At 70.2% G+C, this 16,435-nt stretch carries 17 protein-coding genes; 11 read left to right on the top strand and 6 right to left on the bottom strand.

Annotation, left to right across the window (positions count from 1 at the left end; all coding sequences use genetic code 11):
- Positions 1 to 29 precede the first annotated feature (29 nt).
- Positions 30 to 809 carry a DUF1684 domain-containing protein gene (locus M3Q35_RS03480; protein ID WP_273940132.1) on the top strand — a complete coding sequence of 260 codons (780 nt, stop codon included), beginning with the start codon at positions 30 to 32 and terminating at the stop codon, positions 807 to 809.
- Here M3Q35_RS03480 and M3Q35_RS03485 read toward each other — a convergent pair.
- Genes M3Q35_RS03485 through M3Q35_RS03495 form a run of 3 tightly spaced genes read right to left on the bottom strand, consistent with a single transcriptional unit; the run spans position 794 to position 1,942 of the window.
- On the bottom strand, positions 794 to 1,216 hold the full coding sequence (locus M3Q35_RS03485; RefSeq protein ID WP_273940133.1) for a cupin domain-containing protein: 423 nt from the start codon (positions 1,214 to 1,216) through the stop codon (positions 794 to 796). The two genes, M3Q35_RS03480 and M3Q35_RS03485, sit on opposite strands and share 16 nt — an antisense overlap.
- 46 nt (positions 1,217 to 1,262) lie before the next feature.
- On the bottom strand, positions 1,263 to 1,541 hold the full coding sequence (locus tag M3Q35_RS03490; protein WP_273940134.1) for a hypothetical protein: 279 nt from the start codon (positions 1,539 to 1,541) through the stop codon (positions 1,263 to 1,265).
- On the bottom strand, positions 1,508 to 1,942 hold the full coding sequence (locus M3Q35_RS03495; RefSeq protein ID WP_273940135.1) for a TetR/AcrR family transcriptional regulator: 435 nt from the start codon (positions 1,940 to 1,942) through the stop codon (positions 1,508 to 1,510). Before M3Q35_RS03495 ends, M3Q35_RS03490 begins: the two co-directional genes overlap by 34 nt.
- 83 nt (positions 1,943 to 2,025) lie before the next feature.
- Here M3Q35_RS03495 and M3Q35_RS03500 point away from each other — a divergent pair, with 83 nt between their 5' ends.
- From M3Q35_RS03500 to M3Q35_RS03515, 4 genes are all read left to right on the top strand, one after another.
- Positions 2,026 to 3,696, top strand: coding sequence for an MFS transporter (locus M3Q35_RS03500; RefSeq protein ID WP_273940136.1), 1,671 nt, complete (start codon positions 2,026 to 2,028; stop codon positions 3,694 to 3,696).
- A gap of 12 nt (positions 3,697 to 3,708) precedes the next feature.
- The gene (locus M3Q35_RS03505) at positions 3,709 to 4,575 is read left to right on the top strand and encodes an AAA family ATPase (RefSeq protein ID WP_273940137.1); all 867 of its coding nucleotides are present in this window, start codon (positions 3,709 to 3,711) and stop codon (positions 4,573 to 4,575) included.
- The gene (locus M3Q35_RS03510) at positions 4,572 to 5,921 is read left to right on the top strand and encodes a vWA domain-containing protein (protein WP_273940138.1); all 1,350 of its coding nucleotides are present in this window, start codon (positions 4,572 to 4,574) and stop codon (positions 5,919 to 5,921) included. The genes M3Q35_RS03505 and M3Q35_RS03510 overlap by 4 nt, the downstream gene beginning before the upstream one ends.
- A gap of 236 nt (positions 5,922 to 6,157) precedes the next feature.
- Entirely contained in the window at positions 6,158 to 6,940 is a 783-nt protein-coding gene (locus M3Q35_RS03515) for a glycoside hydrolase family 75 protein (RefSeq protein WP_273940139.1), read from the top strand.
- A 53-nt stretch (positions 6,941 to 6,993) separates the two neighbouring features.
- Here M3Q35_RS03515 and M3Q35_RS03520 read toward each other — a convergent pair whose 3' ends face one another.
- The 3 genes from M3Q35_RS03520 to M3Q35_RS03530 are packed head-to-tail and all read right to left on the bottom strand — an operon-like array spanning position 6,994 to position 8,964.
- Complete coding sequence (locus tag M3Q35_RS03520) at positions 6,994 to 7,494, bottom strand: DUF4231 domain-containing protein (RefSeq protein WP_273940140.1); 501 nt, start codon at positions 7,492 to 7,494, stop codon at positions 6,994 to 6,996.
- Positions 7,495 to 7,544: 50 nt separating this feature from the next.
- Complete coding sequence (locus M3Q35_RS03525; RefSeq protein ID WP_273940141.1) at positions 7,545 to 8,552, bottom strand: PHP domain-containing protein; 1,008 nt, start codon at positions 8,550 to 8,552, stop codon at positions 7,545 to 7,547.
- Between the two features lie 19 nt (positions 8,553 to 8,571).
- Positions 8,572 to 8,964: a PPOX class F420-dependent oxidoreductase gene (locus M3Q35_RS03530; RefSeq protein ID WP_273940142.1), complete on the bottom strand. Its 393-nt coding sequence runs from the start codon at positions 8,962 to 8,964 to the stop codon at positions 8,572 to 8,574.
- Between the two features lie 79 nt (positions 8,965 to 9,043).
- Here M3Q35_RS03530 and M3Q35_RS03535 point away from each other — a divergent pair, with 79 nt between their 5' ends.
- Genes M3Q35_RS03535 through M3Q35_RS03560 form a run of 6 tightly spaced genes read left to right on the top strand, consistent with a single transcriptional unit; the run spans position 9,044 to position 16,426 of the window.
- The gene (locus M3Q35_RS03535; protein ID WP_273940143.1) at positions 9,044 to 9,964 is read left to right on the top strand and encodes an alpha/beta hydrolase; all 921 of its coding nucleotides are present in this window, start codon (positions 9,044 to 9,046) and stop codon (positions 9,962 to 9,964) included.
- Entirely contained in the window at positions 9,949 to 10,113 is a 165-nt protein-coding gene (locus M3Q35_RS03540; RefSeq protein WP_273940144.1) for an alpha/beta hydrolase family protein, read from the top strand. Before M3Q35_RS03535 ends, M3Q35_RS03540 begins: the two co-directional genes overlap by 16 nt.
- A gap of 1 nt (position 10,114) precedes the next feature.
- Positions 10,115 to 10,711 (top strand): hypothetical protein, encoded by a 597-nt coding sequence (locus M3Q35_RS03545; RefSeq protein ID WP_273940145.1) that lies wholly within the window; start codon positions 10,115 to 10,117, stop codon positions 10,709 to 10,711.
- A gap of 9 nt (positions 10,712 to 10,720) precedes the next feature.
- Positions 10,721 to 12,004, top strand: coding sequence for an FAD-binding oxidoreductase (locus M3Q35_RS03550; protein WP_273940146.1), 1,284 nt, complete (start codon positions 10,721 to 10,723; stop codon positions 12,002 to 12,004).
- 10 nt (positions 12,005 to 12,014) lie between these two features.
- Positions 12,015 to 13,418, top strand: coding sequence for an SMI1/KNR4 family protein (locus M3Q35_RS03555; protein ID WP_273940147.1), 1,404 nt, complete (start codon positions 12,015 to 12,017; stop codon positions 13,416 to 13,418).
- A complete protein-coding gene (locus tag M3Q35_RS03560) occupies positions 13,415 to 16,426 on the top strand; it encodes an ATP-binding protein (RefSeq protein ID WP_273940148.1) in 3,012 nt (1,003 codons plus the stop codon). The genes M3Q35_RS03555 and M3Q35_RS03560 overlap by 4 nt, the downstream gene beginning before the upstream one ends.
- Positions 16,427 to 16,435 lie beyond the last annotated feature (9 nt).

Below are 16,435 nucleotides of genomic sequence, written 5' to 3' on the forward strand. Positions count from 1 at the left end.
CCCCGGCGGTGGCCGGCGTTGTGCTCGGTATGACTTTCGCGGGCGAATGGCAGGCATGGCACACCGAACGTGAGCAGGCGCTGGCTGACCCGTACGGGTGGCTGGCGCTGGTCTCCCTGGACTGGCTGGAGGACAGCGCCCGGTCTTATCCCGGGCTGCCGGGGCTGTGGTGGCAGGACGCCGAGGCGGCGTATTTCGATCCGCAGGGCGCTTCCGTCACCTATGACGGCCAGCCCGTCACCGAGGTCCTTCGGCTCTCGCTGATCAACAGCGGGCCCGGCGTGCGGATCATCGTCGGCAATCTGGAGGTCGAGGTCGCCCGGCGCTCCGGATACCTGATCCGGGTCCACGACCCCAAGGCTTCGGTCCTGCGCGACTTCCACGGCGTGCCGTCCTACGACCCCGACGAGTCCTTCGTCTTCGCCGGCGCGTTCGAACCCTTCGACCAGCCGCGCCCGACCACCGTCGGCGCCGTTGTCGAAGGCCTCAGCCACGTCTACACCGCCCCCGGCATCGTCCGGTTCTCACGGGACGGCGTCGAGCACACGCTCACCGCCTTCAACGGCAAGGACGGCGGGCTCAGCATCCTGTTCACCGACGGCACCAGCGGCGTCACCACCTACGCCGCCAACCGGTCGTTGGCCGTGCCTGCCGCCGCCCCCGACGGCACCGTCACGCTCGACTTCAACCGCGCCGTCAACCTGCCGTGCGCCTTCACCGACTTCGCCACCTGCCCGCTGCCGCCCGAGGGCAACCGCCTGCCGTTCTCCGTTGAGGCCGGGGAGAAGACGCCTTACGAGCGGTCCTGATCGGGCCACAGGCTCGGCAGGTTGACCACGATGCCCTCCTGGCTGCTCCGGGCGATGATCACCACCGCCGGCTCGTCGCCCGGATTCTCCTCGCGGTGCGGCACGTACGGCGGCACGAACACGTAGTCGCCCGGGCCGGTCTCCAGCCGGACCTCCCGGTCGCCGTCGGCGAAGACGAACACCGGGTGGCCCTCCTTCACGTAGATGGCGGTCTCCGCCTCGCCGTGATGGTGGTCGCCCGAGTTCGTCGCCGGGGCGACGTGGGTCTCGCCCATCCACACCTTGCTGGAGCCGACGGTCTTGCCGGAGATCGCCTCCAGCCGAGTCATCCCGCTGGTCTGGCTGGTGTCCCCGGTCAGCGTCGCGCCCTTGATGTGCCGTAGCGGCTGGTGCCAGTGGTCCGTCACCCCGCCAGTATCGTCGTCTTGCTGCCGCCGAACCCGACGGCCTTTGTCACGAGGGCCAGCGTTGTCCGGCCAGCACGGCCAAATGCAGCGCCACCAACGTGTCCTCCAGCGCGGGCAGTTCGGCGGCCCGGTTGTGACGGACCCGCACGCTGACCAACTCCGTGGTGGCGCCGGCCAGCGCGAGGTAGGCGTCGTACGGCACGGTGGGCCAGTCGGGGTGGTGGTTGAGGGCATGCCGGTGCCAGGCGCGGTTGAGCTCGGCGAAACGGTGCTGGGCGGCGTCCATACGGTTCACGGCCCCGGCGCCGGCCGCCGGCATGTCCACGTAGAAGACGCGGGCGAAAGCGGGCTCGTCGGCCAGGAAACGCAGGAACGCCCGGCAGGATGCGCGCAGGATCGCCTCGGGGAAGAGTCCGCGGGCAGGGCGCGGGTGGCGCCGATGACCGCGTCGACCAGGAGGTTGCCGCCGTAGGCGGTGGCCGCGAGGAAGCAGTCCTCCTTGTCGCTGAAGTGCGCGTAGAAGGCGGCCCGGGAGACGCGGGCGCCGCGGACGATGTCGGCGACGGTGATGGCCGAGAAGCCGACGGCGGCCACCGCGGCGACGGTCGCGGTGAGCAGGCGCTGCCGCTGAGCGGCGCGAACCTCGTCGGCCGGCAGGCTGGAGCGGCCCCGGGGCAGCCCCGGAGCGTCGTCGTGCCGCCTGGCCAGTGAGCCCTCTTGTCCCACCCTCTGCCAACCCCTAAAGTACCGCCGCGTACCTGTGACCGGTGACACAGGCTATCGGACACCGTAGTCCGAAGGAGGCGTCGATGAGCGTCCTGTGGCAACGTCGACTCGACCACTACCCCGACACCCGACGGCGCTTCTGGTACCTCGGCATCGTGGTGGCGGCGACCGTGATCCTCTACTACGAGCTGTATGTGCCGGGCGCGGTCGCGACCGAGATCATCGCCCACTACCACATGACCTTCCCGTACTACGTCTACATCTCGGTGGTGGGCAACGCGGTCGGCGCCTTCTCGTCGCTGCTGGCCGGGCTGGCCGACCGGTGGGGCCGGGCCAACCTGGTGGCCTACGGCCTCGGCGTGACCGGCCTGCTGACGCTGTTCGGCCTGCCCAACGCCCCCGACCAGCTGACCTTCGGCGTGCTGTTCGCGGTGGTCAGCTTCGTCGAAGGCATCATCCTGGTGGCGACGCCCGCGCTGGTGCGGGACTTCTCGCCACAGCTGGGCCGGGCCTCGGCGATGGGGTTCTGGACGCTGGGGCCGGTGGTCGGCAGCCTGGTGCTGTCCGAGGTCTCCAGCAACACGATCTCCGTGCTGCCCGACTGGCGCTCCCAGTTCGTCATCTGCGGCATCGTCGGACTGGTCGTGTTCGTGATCGCGCTGTTCGGGCTGCGCGAGCTGTCGCCCAACCTGCGGGACCAGCTCATGGTCAGCCTGCACGACAAGGCGCTGATCGAGGCCCGCGCGGCCGGCATCGACGTCAGCAAGGCGATCGAACGGCCGTGGCGGCAGATGATGACCATGCGCGTGGTCGGCAGCGCCTTCGCCATCTCGGTGTTCCTGATCATCTACTACACCGCGGTCGGCTTCTTCACCATCTACTTCACCACCATCTACGGCTTCAGCCTGGCCCAGGCCAACGGCATCGGGAACTGGTTCTGGGGCATCGACGCGCTGTCGCTGATCGTGGTCGGCGTGCTGTCCGACCGGCTGGCCGTGCGCAAGCCGTTCATGCTGGTCGGCGCGCTCGGCGCGATCGTGATGACCATCGTGTTCCTCGGTCTCGGCACCGGCACCGGCTACTACACCTTCGTCTGGGTGATCAGCGTGCTCGCGGTGTTCATGGCCGTGGCCTACGCGCCGTGGATGGCCAGCTTCACCGAGACCGTCGAGCGCATCAATCCCGCTTTGACGGCAACGGGTCTGGCCGTGTGGGGCTGGATCATCCGGGCCGTGGTGGCGCTGTCGGTGTTCGCGCTGCCGTTCGTCGTGACGTCGATGACGCCGCTCGTGCAGTACGGCGGCGAGGTCGCCACGCTGGCCGCCAAGTACGAGCCCCAGATCAAGACGCTCGGCGCGGTCGACCCGGCGACGCTCGGCACCCTGGGCCGCAACCCGACCGATCCGGCGGCCGGCGCCAAGGCCGTCGCCGAGATCATGCAGGCCGAGAACGTCGACCAGGCCACCGCGCTGCAACGGCTCCAGGCCGCCGCGGCCGTGCCCAAGGCCGACCTGGCCTTCCTCCAGGAGCACGCCGCCGAGGTGCAGGCGGCCGCCGCGGCCACGCCGGGCCAGTGGCAGAACTGGTGGTGGGTCTGCGTCGGCGGCGAGGCGGTGTTCCTGCCGTTGATCTTCGTGATGGTCGGGCGGTGGCGGCCCAAGCAGGCCCGGGCCGACCTCGCCGAGCACCAGGCCCGTGTCGACGAGGAGCTGGAGCAGCTAAGTTCATCTACCGGAGGGACTTCCCGAGGCTGAGAAGAGGCACGCGTGACCGGGTTCTTCACGTCCGTCGACGAGGTGGCGGCGCGGCTGGCCGAGGCCGGCTACCTGGCGTCCGACGCGGTCGCCACCACCGTCTACCTCGCCGACCGGCTCGGCAAGCCGCTGCTGGTGGAGGGCCCGGCCGGCGTCGGCAAGACCGAGCTGGCCAAGGCGGTCGCGCAGGTCACCGGGTCGCGGCTGGTGCGGCTGCAGTGCTACGAGGGCGTCGACGAGTCCCGGGCCCTGTACGAGTGGAACCACGCCAAGCAGCTGCTGCGCATCACCGCCGGGCGGGACGAGACGTGGGACCAGACCCGCAACGACATCTTCAGCGAGGAGTTCCTGCTGTCGCGGCCGCTGCTCACCGCCATCCGCGGCGACGAGCCGACCGTGCTGCTGATCGACGAGACCGACAAGGCCGACGTCGAGGTGGAGGGGCTCCTGCTGGAGGTGCTCGGCGACTTCCAGGTGACGGTGCCCGAGCTCGGCACCATCACCGCCACCCAGCGACCGTTCGCCGTGCTGACGTCCAACGCCACCCGTGAGCTGTCCGAGGCGCTGCGGCGGCGGTGCCTGTTCCTGCACATCGACTTTCCGGACGAGGACCTGGAGAAGCGGATCGTGCTGGCCCGGGTGCCGGACATCGACGACACCCTGGCCACCTCGCTCGTACGGGTCATCAATGCCTTGCGGGCCATGGAGTTGCGCAAGTCGCCGTCGGTCGCCGAGACCATCGACTGGGCCCGGACGCTGCTGGAGCTCGGGGCCGAGGGGCTGACCGAGGAGCTGGTGCGGGACAGCCTCGGCGTGATCCTCAAGCACCAGGAGGACATCGTCAAGGCCGGTCAGCGGCTGGAGCTGGACAAGCTGTGAGTGTCGCCGACCGGCTCACCGAGTTCGTGCAGGTGTTGCGGGCCAAGGGAATCCAGGCCGGTCCCGGCGAGACCGTGGACGCCGCGGCCGCGTTGGAGGTGCTCGGCTTCGACGACCGCGAGCGCACCCGGGAGGGCCTCGCCGCGTGCCTGATCCGGCGGGACGGGCAGCGGGCCGTCTTCGACTCCACCTTCGACCTGTTCTTTCCTTTGGGCGTAGGCATTCCCGAGCAGGCCCGGCACGAGCACCTCACCCTCGACGAGCTCGACGACCGGTTGGTCGCCGCTTTCGCTGCCGACGACGAATCCGCTTTGCTGCAACTCGCCGGGCTGGCCGTCGATGCCTTCGGCCAGTACGGGCAAGGCGGCTCCGGCACCAGCGGCTGGTCCGCCCACCAGACGCTCGATCGCGTGCAGCCCCAGACCTTGCTCGTCCGGGTGTTGGCCGCCATGCGGGCTCAGGCCGGTTTCACCGAGCGGCTCGACCGTGACGAGATTCGGCGTCGTATCGAGCGTTTCCGTGAGCTCGTCCGCGGCGAGGCTCTGCGTCGCGTCGCCGAACTCCGTGGCCGGGAACGACTTTCCCGCAGCGCCGTGCCGCCGACGCCCGATCAGGTCGACTTCCTCCAGGCCGGCCGTTCTCAGGTGGCCGAGATGCGGCGCATGGTCCAGCCTTTGGCCCGCAAGCTGGCGACCCGCCTCGCCGCCCGTCGCCGCCGCGCCGCCCGTGGCCAGATCGACCTCCGCCGCACCCTCCGCCGTTCCCTGTCCACCGGCGGCGTCCCCATGACCCCCGTCTTCCGCAAGCACCGCCCCGGCCGTCCCGAGATCGTCCTCCTCTGCGACATGTCCGGCTCCGTGGCTTCTTTCGCCAACTTCACCATGCTTCTCGTGCAGGCCCTACGCGACCAGTTCTCCAAGGTCCGCGTCTTCGCCTTCGTCGACGGCATCGACGAGGTCACCCATCTCGTCACCGCCGGCGTAGCCGACCCCGCCGCCCTCGGTGCCCGGATCCTCTCCGAGGCGTCCGTCATCCGTTGGGACGGCCATTCCGACTACGGCCGCTCCCTCGAGGAGTTCTCCGACCGCTACCCCGACGTCATCGGCCCCCGCACGTCCGTCCTCATCCTCGGCGACGCCCGCAACAACCACGGCGACCCCCGCCTGGCCACCCTCGCCCACATCCTCCGCCCCGCCCGCCGCTCCTTCTGGCTCAACCCCGAGCGCCGCGACCTCTGGTCGACCGGCGACTCCGCCGCCCACGACTACGCCTCCGTCGTGGAAATGCACGAATGCCGCAACGCCAGGCAGTTGGGCACCCTGGTGTCGAGGCTGATCCCCGTCTAGCGAGGTCCTCTCACGATCGCCCATCGGCGACAGTCGTAGCGCTGCAAAGGATTTCACTGCGGCAGCAGCCGAAGTAGAGCGGCACTCGACGCTGCCTGCCACGCTCGGTGTTCGAAACATGAGCGTTGCGTGGTGACGAAGATGATCACGTGACAGGCGTCTCTTCACATGCTTGAATGAGTTAGGAAACCTTCCTAACTATTGATGGAGGCCCTGCCCTCATGTCATCTCCCTGCATGCGCTTAACCGTGGCCGCAGCTGCCGCGCTCGCGCTCGTCGTGCCGCTCGCTGTCAACTCCGCCGCCGCCACGGCGAGCACCGCCGCACCCGCGGCCGCCACATCCTCGGCCGCCCCTGCGTACACGGCCGACGAAGTGCTGGCCGGCGTGCAGCGGAACAGCACGGCCGAGAACCAGGTCAACACCGCACCGCACATCAACACCATGACGCGCGAGCAGAACGTGAACGTGTATCAGGTGGCGTCCGGCGTCTACGCCTACAGCTCCAGCCTGGCCGTCGACACCGACGGCAGCGACCCCGATTCCGATCCGGACCACCAGGGCTCGACGACCTTCCAGGACAGCAACGGCGAGTCGCTCGGCGCCCACCGCGTGCCGTACTACGTGCAGGGCGCCGACTGTTGGGATCAGCAGTCGCCCTGTCCGCACTTCTTCTACCAGGAGCACGGCATCCAGGGCCGGCAGTTCGCGCTGATGTTCTATCAGGGCAAGGTGATCGGCGCGATCCTCGGCGACACGCAGACCGCGAACAGCCAGACCACGTCGGACAACGACTCCCGTGAACTGGGCGAGGCGTCCGTGAAGGCGGCCGACCTGCTCGACATCCCCAGCAGCGGCACGTCCGGTGGCGTGGCCGGCGGTGTGACCGTGGTGATCTTCTCCGGGGACGAGTGGGTCGTCAACGGCAGCAACGACGACCTGAACGACACGGCCCAGGCCATGGTGCAGAAGGCGTTGGACAGCCTCGGCGCGAGCATGGGCGGCTCGTCCTCGCGATGAGCCCACGGTGAACGCGATCACCACCGATCTGGTGGAGATCGCGTTCACCGGTGTCAGCTCGCCGGCTGGGCCGCTGTCGACTTCTCCGAAACCCCGCCGTACGACAGTCGAAGTGCGGCCCAGCCTTCGCGTTCGGTGGCGCAGATGTCCTCGACCGCCTCCACCAGGACGACGGCCGCGCCGGGTTCGGCGTATTTGCCGTGGTGCACCGCGAAGAGCGCGATCTCCCGCTCGATGGCGTACCGGGCCCGTGTCCGGCTGGTCCAGTTCTCCTTGAAACCGCCGAGCGCGCGGAGTCCGTTGACCAGCACCGCGACCGAGCCGACCGCGGCGACGATTCTCGCGTCGAGCGCGAAGGCGGCGAGCGCGGGAATCGCCGCACTGACGACAAGGCTCGACACCTCGACAACGGAATGCCGACGCCGCGCCGACCATGAGGTCCTCTGATAGCGCTGCCACTCGGCCAGCACGGACGGCGGCACGGGTTCGCCGCCGGCTCCCTGGGCCTCCTGCACCCACTGGCTCTTGAAGACGGCACGCTGCGCTGAGGTCATGGGTGAAGGTTTCACCACAAGTCGACCCGCAACGCAAGCCATCGCGCTGCTCAGCCCTTCCTCGCCCAGTCCAGCAGCTCGTCGGCCGGCCAGGTGTTGATGACGCGGTCGGCGCCGATGCCGGCCTCCTCGGCGCGGGCGCAGCCGAGGGGTTGCCAGGTGAGCTGACCGGGGGCGTGGGCGTCGGTGTCTATGGCGAACAGGCAACCCAGGGACTCGGCCAACCTGAGCAGGCGGCGAGGGGGATCCAGGCGCTCGGGGCGGGAGTTGATCTCGACGGCTACGCCGTTGTCGCGGCAGGCGGCGAAGACGGCCTCGGGGTCGAACTCGGACTCGGGGCGGCCGCGGCCGGTGACGAGGCGGCCGGTGCAGTGGCCGAGGACGGTGACGTGCGGGTTGGAGATGGCGGTGAGCATGCGAGGGGTCATCTCGGCCGCCGGCATGCGGAGCTTGGAGTGGACGCTGGCTACGACGACGTCGAGGCGGGACAGCAACTCCTCGGACTGGTCGAGGGAGCCGTCGAGGTTGATGTCGACCTCGATGCCGGTGAGGATGCGGAACGGGGCGAGTTCGGCGTTCAAGGCGGCGATGAGGTCGAGCTGGGCGGAGAGCCGCTCAGGAGACAGGCCGTTGGCGACGGTGAGCCGAGGGGAGTGGTCGGTGAGGGCGACCCAGTCGTGTCCGAGGTCCCGGGCGGCCCGGGCCATGACGTCAGGGGGACTGCCGCCGTCGGACCAGTCGGAATGGGTGTGGCAGTCGCCGCGGAGCAAGGCCCGCAGGGAAGCGCCGGCGGAGAGGTCGGGACCGGGAGAGGAGGCGGCTTTCTCCAGGTAGGCGATGGGCTCGCCGCGGACGGCGTTCTCGACGACGCCGGCGGTGGCCTTGCCGATGCCGGGCAGCCGGGTCAGGGAGCCCATACGGACCATGTGGGCGAGCTTGTCGGCGGGGATGCCGGCGATGACCGAAGCGGCGTTGCGGAAGGCGCGGACCCGGTAGCTGGGCTCGCCGGCGCGCTCGAGCTCGAACGCGACCTGCTCCAACGCCCGTACGGGGTCCACGTCTCCTGCCTACCAGACCTCAGCCCATACCGCTGACGTCGTCGGCCGCAATGGTGACGATGAGCCGCACCTGGTCCCGCCCCCGATGCCACACGTACGGCTTGCCGGTGTAGCGCTTGGCGACGAGATCGATGTGGTCGGCGCCGCCGTCGGCGGTGATGTCGATGACGCGGCCCCGCACCCGGAAGTAGCGGAACGGGTTCGACGGGTCGGCGATGTTGAGCGCGACCCGGGGATCACGCCGCATGTTGCGCACCTTTTGGAACCCCTCGACGGTGTTGACGAGCACGTGCTCGCCGTCGGTGTCCACCCAGGTCTGGGTGAGCTGGGGCGACCCGTCCGGGTTGGCCGTGGCGATGAAGCACGGGCTGGGCTTGCGCAGCAGGTCCAGGAGGTCCTCGGGAAGTGCCATGCGGGTGATCCTAGCCACCCAGCATGGTCAACAAGGTTGATAGTCACTAATCTTGACTATACGAACCGAGGAGGCCCCGATGTCGGTCATCGAACTGACCACCTTCACCGTCAAACCCCAGAACACGGCGGCGATGCTGGCCGCCCGCCCGGGCATGGTGGACGCGTTCCGCCGCGACCGCCGCGGCTTCGTCGCGGCCAGGCTGATCCGCGTCGCCGAGGACACGTGGCTGGACCAGGTGGAGTGGACGGACGACACCGCCTGGGACGAGTCGAGGGCCAAGGGCGGCAACCAGCCGGAGATCGCGGCCTTCTTCGCCACCATCGACGCCCTGGTCAGCTCGGACCGCGGCGTCCGCTACGACGACGAGGACGGCCGTGCGGTCCGGACGGTGGCCTACGGCCCGCACCCGTCGCAGGTCGGCGAGCTGTACGTGCCGGAAGGCGAAGGCCCGTTTCCGGTGGTCGTCCTGATCCACGGCGGCTACTGGACGGCGATGTTCGACCGTCGGCAGGTCACGCCGCTGGCCGACGACCTGGTCAAGGGCGGCTACGCGGTCTGGAACATCGAGTACCGCCGCCTCGGCGAGGAAGGCGGCGGCTGGCCCGGCACGTTCGACGACGTCAACACCGCACTGGACCGGTTGGACGGCCTGGACGACCGCCTCGACCTGACGAAGGTGCAGGTCGTGGGCCACTCCGCCGGCGGCCAGCTGGCCAAGTACCTGGCCGGCCGGACCGACGGCAAGCTCCGGGAGCCGTCTCCCTCGCCGGCGTCATCGACCTGGTCGAGGCGGACAAGGATCACCTGGGCTCGGTGTTCACCGACCCGAACGCCAAGGAGCCCGCCGGCGCTCCGCCGGCCCAGGCGCCGGAGTTCGCGCCGGTGGTCGTCGCCAACGCGGGCCAGGGCATCCCGTTCTGGCTGCTCGGCGGCCACCACGACCAGGTCCCCGACCGCTACGCCGAGGTCACGGGCCCGGCCGTGGTGCCGCTGCTGACCGTGCACGGCACGGACGACGACGTCGTCGCCTCGAAGTACGCCGGCGACCCGGTCGAGTTCCAGGGTGCCCATCACTTCGACGTCATCAACCCCGAGCACGAGAGCTGGCGCATGGTGCGCGGCTGGCTCGCCGACCGATTGGCCTGACATGGATCACGAGAGGCTGTTGGACGAGGCCTGGCACCGGCCCGGCGTCACCGCGATCGACCTGCCGCCGGTGGACGTCAACCAGGTGCTGGCCGAGCGCTACGAGCTGGACCGGGAGCTGACGTTCACCCGGACCATGCTGTGGGACATGGAGTCGCGCAAGGCCGCCGCCCCGGACATCTACATCCCGACGGTGGTGCGGGCCGGCAGCGCGAAGAAGTGGCCGAGCCTGCGCCACGAGGGGCTGGAGGACTTCACCCGCGTCTCCGACCAGCGGCTGTGGGCCGACCCGGACCGCTTCGGCACGATCATCGAGCACGTCCGCCTCGACCACGGCCACCAGCGGGCGTTCTTCGTCGGCGACACGACCTTCGAGGGCCGCACCGCCACCACCGACCAGCCGGTCTTCCACGTGGAGCACTCGGTCACCGGGGCCGAGGACCGGCCGCTGAACCTGTGGCGGATCGTCCTGCTCACCGAGCAGGTCGACCGGCGCCTGCTGGACGTGTTCACCGAGCTGGGCGAGGACCCGTACCTGCGGGTGTTCATCGAGGTGTACCTGCAAAAGGACTTGGGCGTGTCGTTTCGCCGCAAGTAGCTTGACGGAGTGGACACCTTGGCCCGCGCGCTGACGGGACGGCTGCTGCTGCCCGCGGACGCCGAGTACGCGCGGGCCAAGCTCGCCTTCCTGTCCCAGTTCGACGGCCGCCGCCCGGCGGCCATCGCGCTGTGCGCGACCGAGTCGGACGTGCAGAGGTGCGTGGAATTCGCGGCCACGCAAGGGATGCCGGTGGCCGCCCGGAGCGGTGGCCACAGCTATGCCGGCTACTCCACACCGGACGGCGGCCTGATCATCGACGTGTCCGAACTCGACCTGGTCGAGGTGCGCGAGGACGGCACGGCAGTGGTCGGCGCCGGCGCGCGGATGGCCGGTGTCTACGCGGGAATCGGCCGCGCCGGGCGCATGCTGTCGGCCGGCACCTGCCCGTCGGTCGGCATCGCCGGCCTGACCCTGGGCGGCGGCATCGGCGTGCTCGGCCGCATGCTCGGCCTGACCAGCGACCAGCTGATCGCGGCCCGGATTGTCACCGCCGACGGCGTCCTCCGCGTCGTCTCGGCGGCGGAAGAACCCGACCTGTTCTGGGCGCTGCGCGGCGGTGGCGGCGGCAACTTCGGTGTCGTCACGGAGTTCACGTTCCGCACGGCACCGGCCGAGCCACTGACGGTGTGGTCGCTGGACTGCACGCCCGATCGCCGGCCGCAGATCCTGCACGCCTGGCAGGAGTGGCAGCGCGACGTACCGGACGAGATGTGGTCGCTGTGCCGCGTGAGCACGGCGCAGAACCGGTCCGACGTCGGCGGCTGCCTGGTCGGCACGGACACCGGCCTCATCGACGACCTTGCCCGGCGTATCGGCGGCGAACCCCAACGCCGGCAACGGGAACTCGACTTCCCGGCCGCGATGGACCACTACGCCGAGGGCATGAGCCGGCGGGCGGCGTTCGTGGCCACGTCACGCATGCTCACCGGCCCGATGGACGCGGAGGCCATGGTCGACCTGGTCACGGCCGGTCCGGAGCTGACGTGCCTCATCGACAGCTTCGGCGGCGCGATCGCCCGCGGCGGCGGCGCGTTCCCCCACCGGGACGCCATCGCCAGTATTCAGATCACCAACCAGATCCGCACCACCTCCTCCGACGCCCACCGTGAGCTCGCGCCGATTCGGCGCCAACTCGGCGAGTGGTTCGGTACCAACGGTTTCGTCAACTACATCGACCCGGAGATGCCCGACTGGCGCTCAGCTTACTACGGCGCGAACGCACCCGGTCTGGCCGAAGTCGCCGATGCCTTTGATCCGAATCGGGTCTTCTCGTTCCCCCAGGGCATCTAGGATCCGCGGTGTGACACTGAACGAGGCCGTGCTGGCGCTGGCCAGGGCCATTCACGCCAACGGACCCGAAGGGTGGCGGACCGCGACCATCTCGATGCGCTGCACGGAGTTCGGTCATGGCGGGCAGTCCGGCTACGACAACCGCAGTTGGCTCAGCGTCGATCACACGTTGCAGACCGACCTCGCCACCGTGCTGCTGAACGGCGAAAGCAGCGCGGTCTACGAGCTCGTGGTGCGCTCGACCGGCGAGGTTCGTCTGGCCTACACCAACGCCTCCGGCGTCGGCCCCAGCAGTGCGACCATCATGCGGGACAAGGACTTCCGCCTGCCCGGCCATCCGCTGCCCGGCAGCATACCGCGGCCGGAGCACGCACGGATCACCGACGCGCCAACGGATCCGGCCGCCCTGGCCCGTGTCCCGAAGCTCGGCGACGGCCGCAGCGAGGAGGACATCCTCGCCGCGGAAAGGGAAATCGGCTTCCGGCTGCCCGAGGTCCTCCGCGCGCTGCACCGCAACGGCCACACCGAGATCGACCAATTCATGTTGGCGACGGTGGAAGAGCTCGTCGAGTGGCGTGGCGAGGACGGCCCCCAGTTCGGCGGCTGGAACGACGACGAGCCCCTCGATCTCGATCCCGTGCCCGACGTCTGGCCGCACGGGCACGTGAAACGCCTGTGCCGCAACGATTGGTGGCTGCCGTTCGCCTACGGCGACAACTGGGACTACCTCGCCGTCGACCTCGACCCGGCCGAGCAGGGCCGCCCCGGCCAGATCATCTGGTTCGACGACAACACCGAGATGGCCGCACTGGTGGCCGACTCGGTGGACAGCCTGCTGCCGCCGTGGACCTGGTCCGACGACGTGCTGCGGAACACCGCCCTCGTACTCCGTGAGGAACCGGCCCCGGATCCGCACATCCAGGAGGTGAACGCGAACCAGGGCGGCGACATCGACCTGGCGTCCTTCGCCGTGCTGCCGAACCTGCGGGATCTGCGCGTCAACCAGGCCGGCCGGGTCCAAGCCACGGCGCTGCCCGGCCTGGAAGCGCTCCGGGTCGACGCCCGCGAGTTCGACCTCGCGCCGCTGACCGGCCACCCGACGCTGTGGAGCCTGCGGCTGTACGGCCTCCAGCACCCGGTCGACGCCCGTGTCATCGCCACCATGACCGGGCTGATCCGGCTCGACCTGGCCGGCGTCGAGGTGACGAACATCGAAGCCCTCCAGGAACTGCCGAACCTGAAGGTCGTGACGCTCAACGTCGAGCAGTGGGACGGTGTCGAGCTGCCGAACCTCGCCGTCGCCGTGCTGAGCCGGGCCGACCTGGCCCAGCGCCTGGCCTGGCTGGACCGGTACGACCCGCTCGACCGAAACCGCGAGCTGCACGTGTTCGAGGCCCCTAACCTGGAGGCGTGAGCACCGAGCTGACGCTGTTGTCGGGGGTGTGCTGCCGGGGGCGGGAGATCACCGGGCCACGGCTGCGCGACCTGCTGGCGCTGCTGGCCGGCAGCCCGCGCGCCGGCTGCGGCGTGCCGGCGCTGGTCGACGGCCTGTGGCCGGACGCGCAGCCGGACAACCCGGCCAAGGCCGTACAGGTCCTGGTCGCCCGCCTCCGCGCGCAGCTCGGCGCGGACCTGATCGCCACCACCGCCACCGGCTACCGCCTGACCCTGGCCGAGGAACAGATCGACGCCTCGTTCGTCCTGCTCCAGGCGGCGAAAGGCCGGTCGACGGACCCGGCAACGGCTCTCAAGGCCGCGGAGCAGGGCCTGGCCTGCTGGGACGGCGAACCCGAGGTCACGGCCGGCGACCCGCTGTCCCGGCTCCGGGCCGAGCGCGCGTCGACTTACCGTGACCTGCAACGGATCCGCGGCCTCGCGCTGTCCCAGCTGGGCCGGCACGAGGAAGCCATGACGGTCCTCGATCCGGACGGCGACGAGGAGACGCTCCGCGCGCTGCTGCGGTCGGAGGCGGCCACCGCCGGCCCGTCGGCGGCGCTGGCCCGTTACGACACGTACCGCCGCCGCATCCGCGACGACCTCGGTGCCGACCCCGGCCTGGAACTCCAAGCCCTGCACCGAGAACTGCTCCAGGCCCAGGCGCCGATCCGCCGGCACGGGGTCGCTCACGAGCCGAACGAGCTGCTCGGCCGTGACGACGATATTGCGGCCGTGCGGACTCTGCTGCGTACGTCCAGGGTCGTGTCCATCGTCGGTCCCGGCGGCCTCGGCAAGACCCGGCTGGCCCACGCCGTCAGCCGCGATGCCACGCAACGACTGGTGCATTTCGTGTCGCTGGCCGCAACGAACTCCGACAGTGATGTCACGGCCGAGGTCGCGTCGAGCATCGGCGACGCCCGGCCCGCCCGCGTCGGCAACGAGGTCACCGGCATCGTCAGCGCGCTCGGCCCGGCCCTGCTGGTGCTGGACAACTGCGAGCACGTGGTCGACGGTGTGGCCGAGTTGGTGCGCGCGCTGGTGGCCATGAGCCGTGAGCTGCGGATCCTCACCACGAGCCGAGCACCGCTCGGCCTGTCCTCGGAAGCCGTACATCTGCTGCCCGAGCTGACCCTGGCTGACAGTGTCGAACTCTTCCGGCAACGCGCCCGCGCCGCACGACCGAACGTCGACCTGACTGACGCCACGGAAATCTGCCGGCAGTTGGACGGCCTGCCGCTGGCCGTCGAACTCGCCGCGGCGAAGGTCCGCGTGCTGTCTGTACGGGAGATCGCCGGCCGTCTCGACGACCGATTCTCCTTGCTGCGCGGCGGTTCCCGCGACGCGCCGGAGCGCCACCGCACCCTGGCCGCGGTCGTCGACTGGAGCTGGAACCTGCTCGACGGCAAGGGCCAGGACGCGCTCGCCGATCTGTCGATCTTCCCCAACGGCTTTACCGTCGACGCGGCCGGTCACCTCGTCGATCACGACCTTGCCGACCTGGTCGAGCAGTCGCTGCTCAAGGTCGTGGACACGCCGTGGGGCAGCCGGTTCCTGATGCTGGCGACCGTGCGCGAGTTCGCCGCCGCCCGCCGGTCCGACCCGGACCGTGCGATCACCGGTTTCCTCAAGTGGGCCACGGAATTCGGCCTCACGCACCACGAGCAGGTGTACGGCGAGCGGCCGACCGCGACCGTCGAGCTGATCCGCAGCGAGCAGGACAACCTGAGCCTGGCGCTGCGCCACGCCATCGACCGTGGCGACGCCCGCAGCATGGTCGGCGTCGGGATCGTGCTGGCCAGCCTGTGGGTGGTCGAGAACCGTTACGTGCGGCTGGTTCGGCTCCAGGAAGAGACGGCCTGGCTGCTGTCACACTACGAGCCGGACGAAGAGACGCTGGACGCCACCCGCACGCTGGCCACGATCGGCGTCTCGACCACGTTCGCCGTGCAGGGACCGAAAGCCGTGCGGGCCATGGCCGTGCTGCGCCGGCTGCCGCTGGCCCCGCCGACCACGATGTACCGGGCCATCGCGACGCTGGTCGTCACGCCGGGGGAGCAGTGGCCGGCGATGTGCGAGGCGGAGGAGCCGGTGCTGGCCGCGATGGCCAACGTCGTCATGAGCTATCTGTACGAGATCGAGTGCGACGTGGACCGGGCCGTGCTGGCCGGGCGGCGGGCCCTCGAGGTGCTCGACCGGGGGCCCCGGACCTGGCTGCGGATCATGGTCCACGCCCGCTACTCCGAGCTGTGCCTCCAGGTCGGCCGGCCCGAGGAGGCGCTGGCCCAGGCGCACGCCATCCTGGCGCTGATCGGCGACCAGGGGGACTGGCCGACCGAGGCCGGCATCCGCTGGGGCGCGGCGATCGCGTGCCTGCAACTCGGCGATCCCGACGAGGCCGAGCGCTGGCTCGACGAGATCCTGCCGGACTACGGCGAGCAGAACGTGCTCGCGCCCGATCTGGGCCTGCGGGCGTCGATCAAGTTGTCCCGCGGCGACATCGACGGCGGCCTCGCGCTGTGGCGGGAGTCGCTGGCTCGGCTGCGCGACGAGGAGCTGGTGCGGCAGGACCTGCCCGGTTTCGACACCTGGGCGATGGAGAACGAGGCCGCCGCGGTCATCGCGCACGCCCTGCACGGGCGGCTCGACCTGGTGGCAGCCGTCACCCGCGGGCAGCACGAGCGGCTGGTGGCGAGGCTCGTGACCCTGCCTACCACCTCGTCGCTGTCCGTCGGCGGCTATCCGGTGCTCGGCGCGCTGCTGCTGGCCGTCGCCGCGACCGACGTCGCGCACGCGCCGACACGGTCGGCCCAGCTGGTCGCCATCGCCGAGAAATGGCGCTACACCAAGACGTTCGTCGGCATCGACCGGATGCGGCAGGTGGCCACCGACGCCGATCGGGCCGGCTACGAGCAGGCCGTCGCCGACTATGCCGGGCTGGCCAACGACGAGCTGCGCCGGGTCGCCCTCGACCTGCTTTCCGGTTAGATGGGGTGC

This window comes from Kutzneria chonburiensis, from assembly GCF_028622115.1.
Classification (GTDB): domain Bacteria; phylum Actinomycetota; class Actinomycetes; order Mycobacteriales; family Pseudonocardiaceae; genus Kutzneria; species Kutzneria chonburiensis.